Annotated in this window: 14 protein-coding genes and 2 pseudogenes; 11 read left to right on the forward strand and 5 right to left on the reverse strand. The window is 60.6% G+C overall.

Annotated features, from left to right (window positions below; translation table 11 throughout):
- The first annotated feature begins 249 nt into the window (after positions 1-249).
- From AC5ZGW_RS38095 to AC5ZGW_RS38110, 4 genes are all read left to right on the forward strand, one after another.
- Positions 250-1,311 carry a class I mannose-6-phosphate isomerase gene (locus AC5ZGW_RS38095; RefSeq protein ID WP_245474887.1) on the forward strand — a complete coding sequence of 354 codons (1,062 nt, stop codon included), beginning with the start codon at positions 250-252 and terminating at the stop codon, positions 1,309-1,311.
- On the forward strand, positions 1,308-3,593 hold the full coding sequence (locus AC5ZGW_RS38100; RefSeq protein ID WP_130227900.1) for a glycosyltransferase family 4 protein: 2,286 nt from the start codon (positions 1,308-1,310) through the stop codon (positions 3,591-3,593). The genes AC5ZGW_RS38095 and AC5ZGW_RS38100 overlap by 4 nt, the downstream gene beginning before the upstream one ends.
- A gap of 6 nt (positions 3,594-3,599) precedes the next feature.
- Positions 3,600-4,919 (forward strand): glycoside hydrolase family 130 protein, encoded by a 1,320-nt coding sequence (locus tag AC5ZGW_RS38105; protein ID WP_130227901.1) that lies wholly within the window; start codon positions 3,600-3,602, stop codon positions 4,917-4,919.
- 69 nt (positions 4,920-4,988) lie between these two features.
- Entirely contained in the window at positions 4,989-5,231 is a 243-nt protein-coding gene (locus AC5ZGW_RS38110) for a hypothetical protein (protein WP_130227902.1), read from the forward strand.
- Positions 5,232-5,615: 384 nt separating this feature from the next.
- Here the strand turns inward: AC5ZGW_RS38110 and AC5ZGW_RS38115 are convergent, their stop codons facing one another.
- Together AC5ZGW_RS38115 and AC5ZGW_RS38120 are read right to left on the reverse strand one after the other, a co-directional pair.
- Entirely contained in the window at positions 5,616-6,395 is a 780-nt protein-coding gene (locus tag AC5ZGW_RS38115; RefSeq protein ID WP_130227914.1) for a sensor histidine kinase, read from the reverse strand.
- A gap of 101 nt (positions 6,396-6,496) precedes the next feature.
- Positions 6,497-6,880 (reverse strand): response regulator, encoded by a 384-nt coding sequence (locus AC5ZGW_RS38120; protein ID WP_130227915.1) that lies wholly within the window; start codon positions 6,878-6,880, stop codon positions 6,497-6,499.
- Between the two features lie 817 nt (positions 6,881-7,697).
- Between AC5ZGW_RS38120 and AC5ZGW_RS38125 the strand changes: the two genes are divergently transcribed.
- Entirely contained in the window at positions 7,698-7,958 is a 261-nt protein-coding gene (locus AC5ZGW_RS38125; protein WP_130227903.1) for a DUF1488 family protein, read from the forward strand.
- Positions 7,959-8,172: 214 nt separating this feature from the next.
- Positions 8,173-8,730, forward strand: a complete 558-nt coding sequence (locus AC5ZGW_RS38130) for a DNA ligase-like domain-containing protein (protein ID WP_130227904.1) — start codon at positions 8,173-8,175, stop codon at positions 8,728-8,730.
- Between the two features lie 716 nt (positions 8,731-9,446).
- Here AC5ZGW_RS38130 and AC5ZGW_RS38135 read toward each other — a convergent pair.
- A pseudogene (locus tag AC5ZGW_RS38135) lies at positions 9,447-9,914 on the reverse strand (IS66 family transposase); the annotation flags it as partial.
- Positions 9,915-10,145: 231 nt separating this feature from the next.
- Positions 10,146-10,461: pseudogene (locus tag AC5ZGW_RS38140) on the reverse strand (patatin-like phospholipase family protein); the annotation flags it as partial.
- A gap of 514 nt (positions 10,462-10,975) precedes the next feature.
- On the opposite strand from AC5ZGW_RS38140, the gene AC5ZGW_RS38145 reads away from it, so the two are divergent.
- From AC5ZGW_RS38145 to AC5ZGW_RS38165, 5 genes are all read left to right on the forward strand, one after another.
- Positions 10,976-11,320, forward strand: coding sequence for a hypothetical protein (locus tag AC5ZGW_RS38145; RefSeq protein ID WP_165435369.1), 345 nt, complete (start codon positions 10,976-10,978; stop codon positions 11,318-11,320).
- A gap of 603 nt (positions 11,321-11,923) precedes the next feature.
- Entirely contained in the window at positions 11,924-12,889 is a 966-nt protein-coding gene (locus tag AC5ZGW_RS38150; protein WP_165435370.1) for an efflux RND transporter periplasmic adaptor subunit, read from the forward strand.
- Between the two features lie 5 nt (positions 12,890-12,894).
- On the forward strand, positions 12,895-15,960 hold the full coding sequence (locus tag AC5ZGW_RS38155; protein WP_130227907.1) for an efflux RND transporter permease subunit: 3,066 nt from the start codon (positions 12,895-12,897) through the stop codon (positions 15,958-15,960).
- 159 nt (positions 15,961-16,119) lie between these two features.
- On the forward strand, positions 16,120-16,608 hold the full coding sequence (locus tag AC5ZGW_RS38160; RefSeq protein ID WP_130227908.1) for a metal-independent carbonic anhydrase family protein: 489 nt from the start codon (positions 16,120-16,122) through the stop codon (positions 16,606-16,608).
- A gap of 34 nt (positions 16,609-16,642) precedes the next feature.
- Positions 16,643-18,280 (forward strand): SulP family inorganic anion transporter, encoded by a 1,638-nt coding sequence (locus tag AC5ZGW_RS38165; protein WP_130227909.1) that lies wholly within the window; start codon positions 16,643-16,645, stop codon positions 18,278-18,280.
- Positions 18,281-18,286: 6 nt separating this feature from the next.
- Here AC5ZGW_RS38165 and AC5ZGW_RS38170 read toward each other — a convergent pair.
- Positions 18,287-19,235 (reverse strand): IS630 family transposase gene (locus AC5ZGW_RS38170; protein WP_130227910.1). Its coding sequence is split into 2 segments (ribosomal slippage): positions 18,287-18,898 and positions 18,900-19,235, totalling 948 coding nucleotides; the frame shifts between segments, so codons are not numbered across the junction.
- Positions 19,236-19,396 lie beyond the last annotated feature (161 nt).

Genomic DNA, 19,396 nt, shown 5'->3' on the forward strand with positions numbered 1-19,396 from the left:
TTATTGGAGGGACGATCCACTCATGCAGTTTGAATTTTGGGATGGTGGACACACTGACCTCCCTCTCTGTGGCGGGAGTACAGGTCTCTCAGTCACCGATAGCAGCCAGGGGTGGACGGTGATCTTTGTAGCAGACGCCCTTTCTTGCACGATGTCGAGAGAAATCGCCAAGGCAATGGCTGTAAGCACTGTTTCTACTATAGCGACCGCGAATCGCGAAAAGCTTGCTATTGGGTGCCGAGTATCCATATGACCAATAGCGTCACCGGCTTCCTGCAAGAAGGCGTCCGGAGGCGCGACGCCTTAGCCACACAAATCGTAATCGACGAGATCGAGCAACGGCACGTCGCTCCGGCGTGCGCGTCACGCGTCAGGACAACCATGCCCATCGAACGCGCTTCCGTGCGGGCCATGCACAAGCCCTGGGGCGTCAGCGATCTCCAGCCATGGAGCGACATCGACGGCACGGGTGACGCCGTGGGCGAACTGTGGTTCGAGCGAGCCGACAAGAACGCTCCTGTCCCTGCGCTGCTGCTCAAGCTGTTGTTCACAAGCGGGCCATTGTCCATCCAGGTCCATCCGGACGACACCTTCGCGCGCGCGATGGGGATGCCGAACGGCAAGAGCGAAGCATGGTACACCATCTCGGCGAAATCGGGCGCGCAGATCGGCATTGGTTTGAACCGCCGGGTAACGCCGCGGGAATTGCGGGCGTCGATCTCGAACCGCTCGATCGTTGAACTGGTTCAATGGCGTTCAGTTGCGAAAGGCGATGTCATCTTCATCCCTGCCGGCACAATCCACGCGCTCGGTGCCGGCATCGTGCTGGCCGAAATTCAGCAGCGCAGCGACACCACGTTCCGCCTGTTTGACTATGACAGACACCGTGAATTGCACATCAACAATGCGGTCGCCGTTGCCAACGCGTGGCCGCTTCCATCCCCAGCCAATCCGACCCGGCTCACGGATGAACGGACGGTTCTCGTAGCCAGCCGGCATTTCGTGCTCGAGCGCGTTGACCTGCAGGAGGCTTCAAGCTGGGCACTGGTTGCGGAACCGGAGACGTGGATTCTTGTTCTCGACGGCCATGCGGCGATCGGATTGGCCACGGTATCAATCGGGCAGGTGGTATTCGTTGGCGGTGGTCGCAGCAGCATCGAGGTTGGCCCCAATGGGTTGACCGCCCTGATTGCGTATCCGGCGGCCCAGCCAATCGATTCGCTTTTACAGAGGCTCTGCGAGCTTTCGACCCCACTCGTTCAATCAGCCGCGCCCGCTGATCTGATCGCCCACGCAAAGGCGCGTACGTGACGCCGCCCCGCAGGATTGCGCTGATCGGCAATTCGCTGCCTCGCCGCTGCGGCATTGCAACATTCACGACCGACCTGCTACGCGCGATCTCGAATTCAGGACCAAGCCTGCAGGCCTGCGTCGTGGCGATGACCGACCGCGATCAGACCTATGACTATCCCGCGTCGGTCGTCCTGCAGATCAGGGACGACAACCTTCAGGAGTATGCCCGCGCCGCAGCTTCCCTGAACGCCGGTCGATTTGACGTCGTCTGCCTGCAGCACGAATTCGGGATTTTCGGCGGCGACGCCGGCGCCCACATCCTCGAATTGCTGACGCGCCTAACCATGCCGGTTGTCACCACACTGCACACTGTTCTGGCAAGCCCCAGCGCAATCCAGCGCACGGTAACGGAGCGAATCGTCGAGGCGTCCGCGAAGGTCGTCGTGATGGCCGACAAGGGCCGTGAGCTACTGCATTGCGTCTATCGGGTGCCGCACGAGAAGATCGAAGTCATTGCCCATGGCATCCCCGACTTTCCGTTTGTCGCGCCGGACCCGGCAAAAGCAAGATTGGGATTCAGCGGCCGCTCCGTCATTCTGACGTTCGGGCTGTTGTCGCCCAGCAAAGGCATCGAGGTCATGATCGACGCCATGCCTTCGATCCTGAAACGACGACCGGATGCGGTCTATGTCGTGCTCGGCGCGACGCATCCCAACCTGGTTCGCGATCAAGGTGAAGCCTATCGCGAAAGCCTGACGGCCCGCGTGCGCGAACTCGGCGTTGAAGATCACGTCGTATTTCTCAATCAGTTCGTTGATCAGGCCACGCTGCTCGAGTTCATCTCAATGTGCGATGTTTACGTCACGCCCTACCTCAACGAGGCGCAGATGACGTCGGGTACGCTGGCCTACAGCTTTGGCCTCGGCAAACCTGTCGTCTCGACACCCTATTGGCATGCGCGCGAGCTATTGGCCGATGGGCGCGGCATCCTCGTTTCCTTTGGGGATGCAGCGGGGATCGGCCACGAAATCGCTGAATTGCTCACCGACGCCCCCCGCCGGCAGGCGATGCGCAAGCGGGCCTATGCCACCAGCCGGTCGATGACATGGGAGCGCACCGCCGAGCGTTACATAACCACCTTTGAGCATGCGCGGCAGGGCCACCGGCTGAAGGTGATCGCGCGCGCCGCGCCTGAGGCGATCGCGCCGCTCAGCCCCGCGGGAGCGCCCCACATGCGATTGGAGCACTTTCTATCGATGTGCGACGATACCGGCCTGTTCCAGCACGCCGTGCATTCGGTACCCGATCGCGCGCACGGTTATTGCGTGGACGACAACGCCCGCGCGTTGCTATTGGCTTGCGCACTCAATGAACCGGGCGAGCAGCCCCTTCCGGAAATTCTGACGGGCTGCTTTGCAGCTTTCGTGCAGCATGCCTGGAATCCCGACACCAGACGATTTCGTAACTTCATGGGCTTCAACCGGACCTGGCTCGAGGACAGGGGGTCCGAGGACAGTCACGGGCGAACGTTGTGGGCCCTGGGCGGTTGCGCGCGCAAGGACGCCAGCGCGTCACGACGTCGCTGGGCCGCTACCCTGTTTGCCGAAGCACTACCTGCCGCGGCAGCGTTTCGTTCACCTCGCGCATGGGCCTTCACGTTGCTTGGTCTGGACGCCTATTGTGCGACAGCTCCCGATGATCTTCACGCCCGGGAAATCCGTAATCTTCTTGCCGGCAAGCTGATGTCCAGTCTGTTGTCGGTCGAGACGCCGGACTGGGTGTGGTTCGAGGAGGGCCTCGCTTACGACAATGCGCGCTTGCCTCAGGCTTTGGTCGCCACAGGTATGGCGACGCAGACACCCAGCTATGTCGAGGCCGGGCTAAGATCCCTGCGCTGGCTGACGACCCAACAGGGGGCAACGGGCCATTTCAGGCCGGTCGGCACCGCCGGGTTCGGCGATCGGCGAAAACCCCCTCGCGCGTTCGATCAACAGCCGTTGGAGGCAACAGCGACGATTGCGGCCTGCCTGACCGCGTGGCGCGCGGACGGCGATGCAGAATGGAAGATGCTCGCGACGAAGGTGTTCTGCTGGTTTCTCGGCAGCAACGATCTGTCGATTGCGCTCGTCGATTCCGAGACAGGCAGTTGCCGCGACGGTCTGCACCCCGATCGTGCCAATGAAAATTGCGGGGGCGAGTCAGTCGTATCCTATCTTCTGGCGGTTGCCGATATCCGTCAGCTTGGGCGCGCTGATGTCAACCCAAAAAACCCGGTATCGCTTCGGGCCGTCGGCACCTGATCTGGTATGACTTGGGCGAACAGAGGAACTCCATTGCAAGCCACTTTTCTGAATCGGCAGGCACTTCATCTGCGTCCCGATCCCGCGCGCGTGATCGTGCGCCCGTTCAAGCCGGCGACCGAACCGCGCGATCTCAATCCGACCGACAAGACGCGCGCCAACCATATCGTCGAGCGCGTTCTTGCGCTCGACGCGAAGACAGCAGCGAGCCAACTGGCGGACGTGCTGGAGAACTTCCAGGGCCGGCACCCCAACCTCCTGAAGACGTTTGAACTCCGGGCCGACGAAATGGAAGAGGCGCTTACGGCGCACGGCACTTTCTCCGAAGTCCAGCGCCAGCTCATCGGCGCCTATTTCTTGCATGAGTATTCGTTCGAAGCATCGGCGCTGTTCAATCCCAGCATCGTTCCGCACCCCGACCAGTCGGGAGCCCCGCCAGGCAGCCTGCGCTTCATTCTCAGCCTCCGTGCCGTCGGCGAAGGACATGTGTCGTCTCTGACGTTTCGCGCTGGCACCATCGCGGCCGACGGCAGCATTACGGTCGATCCGACGGCCCGGCTCGCCTCGAGTCCCAGGATCGGATATCGGGCACCCGGACCGATCGGCGACGAAGTTGAGGTAATCTTCAGGCCGGAGCAGGATATCAGCGAACGCGTTATCTTTCCGGTTACGGAATCCCAGTCCAACGGCATCGAAGACGCCCGCTTCGTCGAATTCAGCGATGGCGGACGGACGTCCTATTATGCAACCTATACCGCCTACAAGGGCACGGCGATCCGATCGGAATTGATCGAGACAAGTGACTTCCTATCATTTCGCATGTCACCCCTGCATGGTGCCGCCGCTCGCAACAAGGGCATGGCGCTGTTCCCGCGCAGGATCGACGACAAGTACGCTATGATCGCGCGACAGGATAACGAGAACCTCTATCTGGTCTATTCTGACGACTTGTACAGGTGGGAAGGCGGTCAGGCGATCCTGAAGCCGCAGTTTCCCTGGGAGTTTGTGCAGATCGGCAACTGCGGATCACCGATCGAACTGCAGGAAGGCTGGCTGCTGTTGACGCACGGTGTCGGCCCGGTCCGGAAATATTCGATTGGCGCCGTGCTGCTCGACAAGCGCGCCCCGTCCAGGATGCTGGCGCGTTCGAGCGAGCCATTGTTGCGGCCCGAACCAGGCGAACGCGAAGGATACGTTCCCAACGTGGTCTATACCTGCGGGGCGATGACCCACAACGATCAACTCATTCTGCCGTACGCCGTATCGGACACTTTCTCCAATTTCGCGACCATCAAGATTTCTGCGCTGCTGCAGTCGATGTCCTGAATCCGAAATCGCACGGTTTGACCTGCGCGCTCAAAGAAGCGCCCCAAAGAGAGGTCCAAGGAGACGCGCATGGCTCGCGAAACAAGCTACTTCGTCCAGGCGTTCAACGCCGGCCGGGGAGGATTCCTGAAAGCCGATGCTCCGATCGCCTGCAAGACGGCAAGGGGCGCACTGCAGACGGCAGAGAGACTGGCGGTAAGCAAGCTCGGCGTCATTGCCTTCTCATCCACCGGCGATCCCGAGATGGGTGACTATGACGACGAGCCAACCGTCATCTTTCGCAAGGGCGAGCTTCCATCCGCATTCGACTGAGGTCGATCGCGCGCGCCGAAAAAGCCGGTGACTTGGACGGCCACGCGTGCTCGGGGCACAGCTACCGACGGCTGTGGTGGCTCAAGAGTCCGGAATTAGGACGCACAACGTCGCGGAATAATGCCTGGCGGCATTGTGTCAGTCCGGACATTGCAATCCTCCGGTAGCTATCTGTCTGCACTGAGTGTGCCAAGGTTCACGCTCGCCCCGTTGCTCTCGAATGGACGTTGGAACCAATTTCACGGGACAAACCTGGTAAGAGGTGACCGGATGCCGTCCCCCTCGGTATCCGATGAATGACGGCCCCAGTTCTTCCCCTGCTGGGGCCGTTGTTTACCGGACCAGCAATATCCCCTGGCTCCGTCAATCGATCTGAATACGGACTTACGCCGCCGGCGAAGTCAGAGAAGCGATCGGCACATCGAATGCGTATACGAAGCCGGTCGGCTCGTAGGTCAACCGCACGTCGCCCTTGAGCTGCTTGCCCAGCGTCTCTATCAGCCTCGTGCCGAAGCTGCGCTTTTCTGGAGGGTGCACTGCCGGACCGTTTTTCTCGGTCCATGCAAGGTGCAAACGCTGTGTCTGTGGATCCAGCGCCCAGGCGATGTCGACGTGTCCCTCCGGGACCGACAGGGCGCCAAACTTCGTGGTGTTCGTGCAAAGCTCGTTAAGCGTCATCGCGACGGCGATGACGGCACCCGGCGTCATCCGGATGTCTGGTCCCGAAATCGAGAATTTCGGCACATCCGGACTGTCAAAGGCTTCGGTGGCTCCGCGGACGACGGTGCCAAGATCTGCGCTGGTCCATCTTGCCTGTAGAAGGAGATCGTGCGCTCGTCCGAGCGCCAGCAGCCGGCCTCCGATCGTGTGCTGCGCGTGTTCCGCTCCCTGCAAAGTGCGCAGGCTCTGGGAGACGATGGCTCCCACGGTCGCGAGCGTGTTCTTGATGCGGTGGTGCAGCTCTTCAAGGATCAGCCTCTGCAGCTTGTCGGACGCCTCGCGCTCCCGGGCCTTGATGCCGGCGTTGGCAAGCAGACTGCGGGTATTGATCTCGGCCTGCGCAAGCAGAAGCCGCAGGCTGACATTCTCCGCCGCCAGAAAGTCCTGGTGCGGTTCTGCGCCGCTCCCGGCGCGCTGGTCTGTATGGAGATCGTCTTCAGTCATCCCCAATTGTATCACTCTGAGTTGGTTGCCGCACCGATCTTCGGAGGGTCTGACGACGCCATCAGACGATGTTGCCGGCATCGACGTGAAGGCTGCCGTCGTCAGGTCTGGCCGATCATGCTCTGCATCTGGGCTATCATTTGCCTGGCGTCGAGTGGCTTGCCGAAAAACTTGCTGCAGGCAGGCAGATCGCTGTTCGACGGGTTCAATTTTCCCGACACCACAATGATCTTGATCGACGGCCAACGTTCATGCACGGCACGTGCAAGTCCCAGGCCGTCCATGCTGCCGGGCATCTGGATGTCGGTGCACATCAGCGCGATGTCGGACCTGGATTCCATGATCGCGATGGCTTCGTCGGCATCCAGGGCTTCAACCGGCGTGTAGCCGGCGTCTTCCACCATTTCGACTGCGCGCATGCGGAGCATCATCTCGTCCTCGACGATGAGTACGACGGCTGGAACGCATGAAAGATCGAGCACCATCGGATGGGCGTCCACGAGAACGGCTATCGACTCGGACAGGCGGTCGATCAGGGACAAGCATCTCGGCGCACATATGATCCAAGCCAGAGCGCTCTTTTCCTGAATACGCGAGCCAATCACGATGCGTGAACGGTGGATCGGGAAGGAAGTCGCGCTAAACGGCCGTCATTGTGCCGGCGCGCGCCGCTCTTGCTGAAGAAATGCTCGTGCCTTTCAGCGGCATTTCGCAAGTTGCCTTATTCATCGCCTCCGCTGATCTCCCGGCGGGCTTCATCCAGGGCGGCCACCGCTCTGGCGTCCAACTCCTTAACCAACGATGGCCGCGTTCTTTCGTCGAGGCGAACGAGCTGTCTGCCTGAGCCGATTGTCTCGACCCGCCGAAGTGGACTACCATTGAATGAGCATCGCGGCGGCGATCAGCACCAAAAAAAGCTCGGCAGCAATACCGGGGGCACCAGCCACTCGCGAACACTGAACTTGTAGAGATTGAACATATCGGCCGCCTTTTGGTCGCGGCGGGAGCGCAATGCTCTCAGTCACCGATGACAGCCGGGGAAGCGCGCGGTGATATGGAAGATATAGTGACACGTCGCCGAATAACGAGGTTGAAACTTATTTGTCGGGCTGGATCGAGCAGGGTTGTAATCCGATTCCGGCGTAGCCATTTATACTTGACCGCAACCGGATCGCTTCAGTCACACTCCCGCTGCGCGTGCTTTCGCCACGCCCGATCTTGTGGCCGTCGAATATGCCTCGGTGCGGGTCTGCAAACGGGCAGGGCGCCTCGTACACCGACAAGCTGATCGGTCACAGCCACATGATTGAGTTTCCAAATCACAGTCGTTCATATGATCGAACGCGGCATGCCGTGCGATTTTGGGGACACGATAGCGCGATAGAGGCATCGTTTTTCATAGACGAAGGCGCATTGAGGCGCCTCCAACCGGATGCCCATCCTGACGAGTCGGGTCTTCTGAACGCTTTCGATTCCAACCGTGATCGAATATGCGCCGCCGCTGCCAAGGTCTACGTTCGCGGAAGCAGAGGTTCTTACGATCTGGTCGCCGCTAATTTTTGAGCGTGGGGAGGTGTGGCCAAGTTTAGTTAGGGCACTCAAATATTTCAGATTACGACGGAACGAACGATCTTTGGAGTTCTTGGTCCTCAGCAATCGGTGATCTTATCTCCGAAAGCCTAGCCTATTGACCGGTCGACATTTTGCTCAATGCCCAGCGGTAGGTGTCAAGCGGCCTCAGATGCCACCCGCTCTGAGGTCGTTTCTCTGGCGCTCTTTGATCGACCGCGCGCCGTTCGGCAAACAATGGATTCACGAAAACAAGTTCGACGGTTACCGCGTTCAGAACCACATCGCCAATCTCGCGGCGATGGTGTTCACGCGGCGCGGAAGGACTGGACCGACCGGAAGATCGCCAGCAGCCGAGCCGGGCTGCTCCAATTCGGAGACTATCGATGTAGCCACACTAGAAGCGCGCCACTCAAGACGATTGGCGACACGCCAAAGCCATTGCACCCCAAAACAAGGCGTCCTTGAAAACATCGAGGTTGCGATGCATGGCAGTTCCTTTCCGCCTGACTCGCTTAGTCAAGGATCAGGACCGAAGCGCTCGCTGGCTGTAACCATCATCAACATTCTCGGCACCGTCGATGTCGTGGCGGCGGCGGCGGGAGCACTCGCTGGTCACACCTGTTCAGGACACCGTGGTGTTACGGACGTTTATCGTCGCTTTGTGCATCGACTGCTGGGTCGATACGCGTTAGTTCTATGGGTTGTCCATCTTCGAATATATTTCCGATCAGCCCGGCCCTCGTGGCCGGGCTTTTCGTTCTAGGAGCATCGCGGCGGCCCGCTTGAACCTAGTGTGCTCAGCCCCGGGGCGAGGAAAGCCACTCGTCCACCTGGGAGGCCGTATCGGCTTGTTGGGCTCTGCGGATAAGGCGCTCGCGTTTGATGCGCGGCAGAGTACCCGTCGCTTGTTGGCGCAAGCGAACAGCCGCTTGTGCCGGTCTAGTTTGATGCGTTTCAGATTGTTGAATACGACGATGCCTATGCATGCGCTGCTCCATCCCTTCGGGATTGGCGGGAGCGCGACCGGCGTTCTCATCACCGATGTTTGCCACGGTACCGGGCGGTGACATGGTGATTGTGCGCCCTAAATCCGGGACATGCCACAAAATAAGCCAAGGCGTGGAAGGGAATCGACCCGAAACGCCCCCGAGAGCGGGTAGGCCGCGCCATGTCCAGGGGGTAGCGGGGCCGATGCGAACTGCTGAAGTCCGATGCGGCACGATGGGCCCTATAGCTCATTGCGACCTTGATACTCCCGACGGCCGCAAAAATCGCTCTAGCGAGGCACAGCGTTACAAAGGTCCAATCGCGTTTCTTCATGTCGATCGCGGATCCCGCGTTGGGCGGATAGGCGTCGTTGGCGATCCTTTTGAAGCGGCGGGTCCAGTCGTTGCCGCGGCGAGAAGACCTTGCCGGTAGACCGCGTGGTTTTGGCCAATCCACAGAATCACTTCGCCTTCGTTGCCTAACTTATCGTTCTTACCCTCTACAAGATCGCGCAGTAGATGCAGTCTTGGATTGTTGAGCGGCTTTCCAAGTCCACGGAAGCAGATCGGCGACTTGGCTGGCGCGATGATCAGGAAGCCGCGACAGCACGTCGGCTAGCCAAGGTTGCGGATCAACATCATTCATTTTGCAGGTCTCGATGTATAGATGGCGGCTGTGCGATCACCGCCAGCGTCAGAGCCGGCAAAAGTCTCCGATCGCGATGCGACGCAAGGCACGTTCGGTTGCGTTGTTTGACAAGCAGCCACGACCGTCGTCGAGGAAGCGGGTGAACGCTGTCCAGCGGTTGAGAAGGTAGTTGATCGCCTTGGCGGTATCGTTCTTGGTGGAGAGTAACGCTCGCTGCTGGCGCATCCAGGTTTCTAACTCGGAAAAGCGGACCTGACGCTGGGCAGCAATCCGCAGGCGTTGAGATTGGCCAGAGGCCTTTGCTTCAAACTCCCGAACAACTGGCTAAACTCAGCGACGAATTCTCCTGATTGCTTACTCGCTCGAATTGGACAGAACTGCAATTTCGGTTCGGGCGCGCATATCGCGCTGTAAAATAGAGAAAAACTGGCGACCCGACACGATTCGAACGTGTGACCTTTGCCTTCGGAGGGCGACGGTGACTCTACAGCCGTCAAACGCTGAATAATACTTTCAATCCATCGCGAGTTCGGGCGTGAGCGCGAGATAGGCCGGGGACGAATCGAGCGTCCATCGCCCCGCAATGCGGTCAAATGGCGAGCGCTGCAGGGGCTGAACCTCGCCGCGCGAGAGACGCGCTCCCAGTATTCACCGAGTGCTCGGCGCGCGCCTTCCGCCTGCCCCTGTACCCACCCATCGGCGAGCACCGCCGCATTCATGGCGCCCGCCCACGTGCCAGAGATTGCTGCGATATGAAACCAGTATTCCTCGAGAAAGCGGTCGAGCACCCCCAGATGAATGCGCCGTGCGAGCCGCCGCCTTGAAGGGCGAGATCGATCAATACAGGGTGCCAGTCCATCGGTCTCGCCTGGTTCGGTCGCTGGTGATCGCGCAAATGTCTGTAGACTTCGGGGCGCATCGACACCGCTAGTAGGGTCTGAACGCTTAAGTTTGATCGTATCAACACACCTTAAAGCTTTCCACCGGCCGATCTGGAAAAATGTAAGATTGAGCGATTGACCCGGAGGCCAATACGGCGCTCAATCCCGAGCTTCCCAAGCTGTGTCGCGGCTCAGGCTGGGCAATCGAATAGGCGTCATTGCCTTCGTCAGTGTTGGTCGAATCTGGCCGCCTTAAACTTTATTGGTCTCGCCGTCGTGCCCTTGCGGGAAGACCTGATCGGAGAGAGGGTCTCACCGGATACGCAACGATATGCTTGAAATTGCAGGTTTGCACGGCGACGGCCCTGCGGTCGGAGGGACCATGAGCCAGGCTCGTCATTGGGAGAAATCTAAAAATCCACACTAGGGAGGTGCGATGATGCGTTACGACTTGCGAATAGCCAAGGCGGCAACTTCCATTCTTGCGATCAGATGATTACCACCGTGTCTGGCGGAACGGTGTTGGCGGCGCCGCTTAATCCCGCCGGCATCGGCGAATACGCCGCAAAATCTTCCGACATCATCGAAGCGCGCGCAGGAGGACGGCGCGGCGGCGCGGCGTTGGGCCGCGTGGCGGGGCCGTCGTTCATCGCGGCGGCGCCGCGGTTGGGCCGCGGGGCGGCGTGTATCGCGGTCGTACGGCCGTCGTCGGACCACGCGGCAACGCCGCGGTTCGCGGTAGAACCGTCGTGCGAGGCGGCGGATGGACTCGACCAGGGTGGTATCGATGGCCCCGGGGAGGCGCGATTGCGGCCGGAGCAGCAATCGGTTTTGTGACGGCTGCGACCGCAGCTGCCTGGGCCGGCGCCGCGCCCGCGACCGGCATGTGCTGGTACTATACCGACCCGTCCCGCACCCAGGGCTTTTGGGACTATTGCCCATAACGGCGGCAGGCACAGGGATCATTGAACCCGAGCCGGGTGACCACGCAAACAAGCGTTGCCGCCCGACTGATACGAGGGAGAAAGGCACGGCCCTGGATCGCTTCGCGCTCGCATCCTGATCGCGAGCAGGAGGCGAGACCCGCGCAAACGGCCTCCATCTTCATCTTCGCGCGGATGAAGTCCTCCAAGACGCCCGGCCAAAAAGGCAGAGCGATCCGCCAACGGCGGCGGTGGGCGGAGAGCGTTGATGGATGGCAGCGTCAACCGCTAGTCTTCCAAGCGGGCCGAGTGGACGGTCAAAATAATTCGGCTATGATATGAAAAGTCCTTTGCGCGGAGCTTGGTTGTGAACTCCGGTCAGAAAGCGCTTGCGATAGCCACGGGACTGATCCTGCTTCTAGGCCTGTGCAATTGCTCGGAAAAGCAGAGCGAGTCTGCCGAGCAGTCGGTTCGCGGCCTTCGCGCCTACAAGGTCGCTACGACGGCGGAGAGCCGTTTGCGCCACTTCCCAAGCATCCTGCAGCCCGCCGATGTCAGCCGTCTGTCCTTCGAAATCGCCGGACAGCTCAGGGCCGTAACGCTGGAAGCTGGCCAAAAAGTCCAATTGGGAGACGTGTTGGCAGAGATCGACCCGCGATCGCTGCAGACACAGGTCGACCAGGCGAGCGCCGGCGCAAGGCAGGCTCAGGCTCAGTTGGACAATGCCGATGCGGAATTTCAGCGCCAGGATCAGCTTCTGAAGAGAGCTGTTACGACACAAGCCAACTTCGATCGCGCCAACGCAGCACTCCTGACTGCCAAAGCGCAGCTCGACCAGGCACAACGTCAACTGGATCTGGCAACTCACAATCTTGATCGCAGCAAGCTGCTGGCTCCCTTCAGCGGCACAATTGCCGGCGTCGAGGTGAAATCGTTTGCCCAGGTGGCGGCAGGTCAATCGATCGTTACGCTGTATAGCGACGACAGCTTCGAGATGGACTTCCTGGTGCCGTCAGGAACGTTCCAGACGCTCACGGTTGGACAGCCGGTCGCAGTCAAGGTCGCCGACAGGCCCGATCTTTCCCTCAAGGGGGAGATCAAGGAGCTGGGCTCGAAGGCCCAACAAGTGTCGGCATTTCCCGTCGTGGTCAGGCTCAAGAACAGCGCGCCGGGCCTTAATGCCGGTATGTCGGTCGAGGTAACGATAGAAGAGCCGCTGATCGGTGGCAGCGCAAGCGGCTTCTTGCTGCCGCTTACCGTGCTTGTTCCGGAGGGCGGCAACGATCTGCGGGGTGTCGCGACCGTATTCCTCTATGACGCGGCGGGCTCGACGGTCAAAAAGCGCCAAATCACCGTTGGCGGCATTCGCGACAATCGCCTTGTCGTTACGGAGGGACTCGGTGTCGGTGACATCGTGGCATCGGCCGGAGTGTCCTATTTGACTGATGGTGAGAAAGTGAAGCTTCTTCCGCTCCAGGAGTAGCGCTTTTGAATTTTCTGACCCGGTTCGGCCTGGCGCGCTCGCGCTTCACTATCACCATCATGATAGGCCTGCTGGCGGCTGGTTTTGCGCTGTATCCTGATTTCCCCAAACGCGAAGATCCGGTCGTGGTGATTCGAACGGCGGTGGTGTCCGCGCTGTTTCCGGGGATGGCCCCCGAACGCATGGAAAATCTGGTCGCCGTTCCGATCGAGAGAAAGATCAGGGAGCTTGCCGAGGTCAAGGATATCCGCTCGCTGGTGATCGAGGGATCGCTGATCGTCTACGTCGACCTCGAGGACGAAGTCGGTGACGTCAACGCGGCATGGCAGCGCCTGCGCGACAAGATGACCGACGTCAAGATCGAGCTGCCGGACAACACCATCGGCCCCTTCGTCAACAGCGACTTCGGCGACGTCGCGATTGCGACAATTGCAATCACGGCCGAGGGCTTTACGCAGCGCGAGATGAAGGATGTCGCGGACGATTTCCGCAAGAAGCTCTATCTGGTTCGCGGGGTGGCCAAAGTTGAAGTGCTGGGGGTTCAGGACGAACGGGTCTGGCTTGAGATCGATACCAGCAAGCTCGCGGCCGTGGGCGCCCAGGTGACCACCCTTGTCAAGGATTTGCAGACACAGAACGTCATCCTGCCGGCCGGGAATATCGTAGCCGACGGCACTCGAATCCTGCTGGAGGCTTCCGGCGATTTTCCAAATGTGCGCGCCATCGAAACCATGTTGACCCGGGTTGGCACAACCGAGAATCTGGTGCGGCTATCCGACGTCGTCTCGGTGCGCCGGGACTACGTTTCGCCGAAGGTAAAACCGATCTTTTTCAATGGTCGGCCCGCCGTCGCGCTCAGCATCGTGATGCAACCGGATCAGGACGTCACCCAACTCGGGAAAAAACTTCGCGCCTTTGCGCGCAACTATCGGGACAAGCTGCCGATCGGGTACGAAATCGATTTCGCGGCCTATCAGGCCGAACAGGTCAGCGCCGCAGTCAACTCGGCGCTCTCGAGCGTGGCCCAGACGTTCCTCGTCGTCGGCGCCATCGTCATCATCTTCCTCGGGCTGCGGGTCGGATTGATCGCAGCGATGATCGTTCCCTTTGCCGTGATGTTCTCGCTCATCGGGATGCGCGTGCTCGGCATCGCGCTTGAGCAGGTTTCGATCGCGGCAATCATCATTGCGCTTGGCCTCCTGGTCGACAATGGTGTCGTCATCGTCGAAGACATCATTAGTCGTGTCGGACGGGGCATGCCGCCGACGGACGCCGCGCTGGCATCGGGGCAGCAATATGCTTTTCCACTCCTGGTCTCGTCGGTCACGACGGTCGCCGCATTTCTTCCGCTCTTCCTGCTTCCGGGAGCGGTGGGCGAATACGGCTTTTCACTCGGTGCTGTCGTCGCGGTCACGCTGGGCGGCTCATGGATTGCCGCGCTTTATATTCTTCCTGCCCTGACGGTCTGGTTCATGGGCGCGAGAATCCATACTAGCAGTGAAGGCAATCCCGAGTCGGGCCTTCATAAGGCCTATGGCGCGGTGCTGCGCGTGGTGCTTCGCGCCTCTCCGGTCGTGTTGGGAATCTGCGGTGTGCTGGTCGTGCTTTCCGTCATGCAGTTCGGCCGGATCCCCAAGCAGATGTTTCCGCTCAGCGAACGTAACCAGTTCCTGATCTACATGAATATGCCTGACGGCACCGACATATCGGAGGCCGAAAACAGCGCCTTGAAGATTTCCCGGTGGCTTGCGGACCCGCAAGAAAACCCGGAGATCGCGAGCCACATCCTTTATGTCGGCGATGGCGGGCCGCGGTTCTATCTGTCATTGACGCCGGTGCCGGCGGACCCAGGCACGGCCTTTTTTCTGGTCAACACCAAGGACTATCAAGGTGCCGTTCGCGCTGCGGATCGTGGATGGAAGTATCTATTCCAAAGTCATCCCGAAGCGCGATTCAAGATCAAGCGGCTGGCGATGGGGGCGGTGGAAGCTGGCATCGTCGACGTGGAAATATCCGGGCCGGATGCAGATCGCCTTCTCGCGCTGAGCGCGCAGGTGCGGTCGCTATTCCGCAACGCTCCAGGGATTCGAGATAATGATGACGATTGGGGCAACAAGGTCATCAAGGTCATTGTCGACGTCAATCAGGACCGCATCCGGCAGCTCGGGTTGACGTCTGAAGAAATTACCCAGCAGTTGAGAACATATTTCACGGGAACATCGGTTTCGGTCTATCGCGAGGGCGATAACTCCATCCCGATCGTCTTCCGGGCGGGCGCGGAGACACACAGAAGCATCGAGGGGCTGACCAGCGCCACCTTCGCGCACAATGGAAGCCTTATTCCGCTCGCCCAGGTCGCGACATTGCGCATGGGTTTTGACTTTTCGAGAATTCGCCGGAAGAACCAGGAGAGGACGGTCATCGCCACCGGCCGCAGCGCGACGCTGACGGCCGGTGAGCTTCTGGCCTCTATCCAGCCCGGCCTGAACAAGCTCGATCTCGGCGGCGGCTACCAAGTCGTTATCGGCGGCGAGATCGAAAAAAGCGCCGAGACCAATCAAAGACTCAGCAAATGGCTTCCGGCTGCCCTGGTGGTCATGGTGTTTGCGATCATCCTGCAATTCAATTCATTCCGTCGCACGCTGCTGACGTTCGTGACGATCCCGTTGATTTTCGTCGGGATACCCTGGGCGCTTCTGGCGACCGGACAGCCGCTGTCGTTCTTCGGAACGCTCGGGATCATCAGCCTTGCGGGCATCATCATCAACAACGCGATCGTGCTGATCGACCAGATTGATATTGAGCGCGAGACGCTGGACCTGGAGGAGGCCGTGGTCGCGGCGTCCAAAAAGCGGTTGCGTCCGATCCTTCTGACCTCGGCGACCACCGTTCTCGGGTTGATGCCTATGGCGATCTTCGGTGGAGCGCTTTGGACGCCGATGGCAGTGTTGATGATGTCTGGGCTTGCCGTGGCGTCGATGCTGACGCTGTTGTTCGTTCCTGCCGGGTACTTGTTGCTGTTCGGTTTCGGCGGAAAGCCCGGCCACGCCATCGATCACGCGGGACGCTGATCCGGGCGGAGAGGGTGTCGGGCATGAGTTCACGGGCCGGAGTCGCTCGCTGCTCAGTATCGCGAAATCGGTTCCTACCGGGCGGACGGACTGCTAATCTTAGTTACTCCGCTTGCAAACTTGTCTCCCGACCAAGAAGCCAAGGATTGGAGCACCCTCATGATCCCCATCACCGAAGACGACGTCAACGCCGTTCAGCAAGCCTGGTGCGACGCACTGATACGCATTGGCGCGGTGCACGCCGAAGGCGGTGACTTCCGTGCCGTCGCCAGCGCGCTGATCGATGACCTGTACGATTACGCGGAGGGTACTGTCTTCTTCAAGCCGACGCTCGCCTTCGGCAAGAACGCGTTCCGCAGCACGAAGAAGGGTGCGCTGTCCTATTTCGTCGCAGGTGATCCCGACTTCCCGGAGGACAAGGGATTTGCGCTGAATCACTGGGTGAAGGTCTGGTACGACAACAACGCCGCGGAGAACGGAATCCAGATTCACGGCAACATCGCCATCACCATGGGCAATGTTTATGCGCAGAGCTCATCCGGGGATGAGATCATGGTGGACAAGACCTTCGTTTTTCGCCGCTGCGCCGACGGCCGGTTGCGGCTCTGCGCGCACAAATCTGCGCTGCCGTACTCGCCGGACAACTGAGACGGGCCCAGAGCTTCCAGGTGGATCGGCGATAATGGCTATCAAATTTATTCCGAGCCGAGGGGACCTGTTTGGCGGGCTTTCCGCAGGCGTCGTTGCTCTGCCGTTATGCCTCGCGCTCGGCGCCCTCTCGGGTCTTGGCCCGGAAGCCGGTCTCTATGGTGCGATCGTGCTCGGGATACTCGCCTCGTTATTCGGTGGTACGCCGGTGCTTGTGTCCGGCCCCACCGCGCCGATGACCCTGGTCTCGGCCGGCGTGGTCACCGCGAGCATGCTTCCCAACGGCCAGGTGAACCTTGCTTTCGTCGTCGCCGTCTTTCTGCTGACGGGGGCGCTGCAGGCGCTGATGGGACTGCTGCGCCTCGGGAGCTACATCCGCTACGTGCCGTATCCGGTGATCTCCGGATTCATGAGCGGCATCGGCGTCCTGATCTTCATCCAGCAGATTTTCCCGATGGCCGGAATGGCGGCGCCTTCCTCGGATCCCGCAAAGATCCTCGCCAAGCTGCACACGCTGCCCGCCGGATTCGCCTGGCCTGTCGCGCTGATGGCCGCGGCGACGCTTGCGATCATCTATCTCCTGCCGCGCGTCACGCGGGCGGTGCCTTCATCCGTCGTCGCCATGGTGCTGGTGACCGCGGGCTCGCTCCTGTTCGGCGTGGACGCGCCGCGCATTGGCGCCATCCCGTCCGGGCTGCCGGCCTTTGTCGTGCCCGAATTCGACTTCACGCGGGTCAGCTTCATCGTGACCACGGCGCTGGAGCTCGCATTGCTCGGCGCCATCGATTCGCTCCTCAGCGCCTTGCTGGCTGACAACATCACGAAGACCCATCACGCCAGCAACCGCGAGCTGATCGGCCAGGGCGTCGGCAACATGGCCGCGGCGCTGGTCGGAGGGCTGCCTGGCGCTGGCGCCAGCATCCGAACCATCGTCAATATCGAGGCCGGCGGCAGCACACGTCTGTCGGGGGTCGTTCACGGCTTATTCCTGCTGGCGGTGTTGCTCGGCCTGTCCGGTGTGGTGCGATACATCCCGACGGCGGTGCTGGCCGGTATCCTCGTCGCCGCCGGCCTGAGTTGCATCGACAGGCGTGGCCTGGGCCACATCACAAAGGTGCCGCGCGCTGATGCGGCGCTGATGCTCCTGGTGCTGGTGCTGACGGTTTTCTCCGGTGTGATCGTCGCCGTCGCTGCCGGCCTGATCGCGGCCTCTTTCGTCTTCATGAAGAACGTCGCCGATCTCTCCGAACAGCAGACCACCATCGGTCCGATGGCAGACGAGCCCTGGGCCGACGAGCTTGGCCTGCCCGCGGCGGACCACGACCGGCTCCTTGTCAAGCACATCGAGGGTCCACTGTTCTTCGGCTTCGCCCGCGGTTTCGCCGACATCGCCCTGCGCGCACAGGGCGGCAAGGTCCTGGTGCTGCGCATGGACCGGGTCCGCTTCATGGACCAGTCCGGTGCCTATGCACTTGTGGATGCGTTGATCGATCTGAAGGCCGCCGGCCAGCGCATCCTGATCGTCGGGCTACCAGTGGCGCAGCTCGACGTCTTGAAGACGCTCCACCTCGTCCCGGATGTCGTGCCGGAGAAGGACCTGTTCGACGATTTCCGCTCGTTGAAGGACGTTCTGCCGCGCATACTGGCAGAGATGGGGGCGATGCGACACTAGAGCGTTTCACGTTTTTATTGAACCGTATCCAGCGTTGGCAAAGTAGTTTTTGCATTCGTCTGGCTGGATGGTTTGGATGAGTTCGCCGAGGTGTCGGCTGATCTCGTCGATAGTGCGTTTTTGGGCGGCGCGCATCCAGTGCTTGATCTTGGCGAAGGTCTGCTCGATCGGATTTAAGTCAGGGGAGTACGGCGCCAGATACCAAAGCCTGGCTCCGGCGGCCTTGAGGACGCGGCGGAGCGCCGTCGACTTGAGGCTGCCGAGATTGTCCATGATGACGACGTCGCCAGGCTTCAGCGATGGCAGCAGGATCTGCTCGATATAGGCGCGGAAGCATTCCCCGTTGATCGGCCCGTCGAACAGGCAGGGAGCCGCCAGGCGGTCATAGCGCAGTGCGCCGAGGAAGGTCATGGTGCGCCAGTGGCCATGTGGTGCAAAGCCGCGAAGGCGGGTTCCTTTCGGTGCCCATCTGCGCAGCGGAGCCATGTTGGTCTTGATCCAGGTCTCGTCGATGAAGACGAGGCGCCGAGGATCAAGGCCGGCCTGCCACGATCGCCAGCGTCGCCGCCGGCGGGCCACATCAAGGCGGCCTTGTTCAAGAGCGAACAGGGTTTTTTTTGAACCGCAGCCCTTCGCGGCGCATGAACAGCCACACCGCGTTATGCGACACAGCGACCCCGCGCGTCGCCAGCTCGTCCTTCAGCGCGTGCAGCGTCAAATGCGGGGTCTGCCTGATCCGCTCCTTGATGAAGTCGCCGTGCGGGTCCAGCACCGACTTGCGTTGTCTGCCCATTCTGTCCGGTTTAACAGAGCCGGTCGCCCGATAACGCTGCGACCACTTCACCACCGAGGAGACGGCGACGCCAAAACGCACGGCCGCCGAGCGGCAACTCTCGCCCTTCGATACTGCCGCCACCACCCGCTTCCGCAGGTCGTCGGAAAGGGGTCTGACCATAGATGCTGGCCTCCATCCAGCCAGCATCTTGAATCATATTCGCCGCTGAACCGGAATCCCTCCAGATTCAGTAAATTCGTGAACCGCTCTAGGCTGTGTGGACTCTTGGGATTCTCAAATCAGACGGAACGTGATTCAAGGCTTTCTTTTAGGAGGAAGCC

The organism is Bradyrhizobium sp. Crot121 (assembly GCF_059512385.1).

Excerpts from the sequence above, each read along its gene's own strand:
- AC5ZGW_RS38095 (WP_245474887.1), top strand. The coding sequence starts at position 250 with ATGACCAATAGCGTCACCGGCTTCCTGCAAGAAGGCGTCCGGAGGCGC.
- AC5ZGW_RS38105 (WP_130227901.1), top strand. The coding sequence starts at position 3,600 with ATGACTTGGGCGAACAGAGGAACTCCATTGCAAGCCACTTTTCTGAAT.
- AC5ZGW_RS38110 (WP_130227902.1), top strand. The coding sequence starts at position 4,989 with ATGGCTCGCGAAACAAGCTACTTCGTCCAGGCGTTCAACGCCGGCCGG.
- AC5ZGW_RS38115 (WP_130227914.1), bottom strand. The coding sequence starts at position 6,395 with ATGACTGAAGACGATCTCCATACAGACCAGCGCGCCGGGAGCGGCGCA.
- AC5ZGW_RS38120 (WP_130227915.1), bottom strand. The coding sequence starts at position 6,880 with ATGGTGCTCGATCTTTCATGCGTTCCAGCCGTCGTACTCATCGTCGAG.
- AC5ZGW_RS38125 (WP_130227903.1), top strand. The coding sequence starts at position 7,698 with ATGATTGAGTTTCCAAATCACAGTCGTTCATATGATCGAACGCGGCAT.
- AC5ZGW_RS38145 (WP_165435369.1), top strand. The coding sequence starts at position 10,976 with ATGATTACCACCGTGTCTGGCGGAACGGTGTTGGCGGCGCCGCTTAAT.
- AC5ZGW_RS38160 (WP_130227908.1), top strand. The coding sequence starts at position 16,120 with ATGATCCCCATCACCGAAGACGACGTCAACGCCGTTCAGCAAGCCTGG.
- AC5ZGW_RS38165 (WP_130227909.1), top strand. The coding sequence starts at position 16,643 with ATGGCTATCAAATTTATTCCGAGCCGAGGGGACCTGTTTGGCGGGCTT.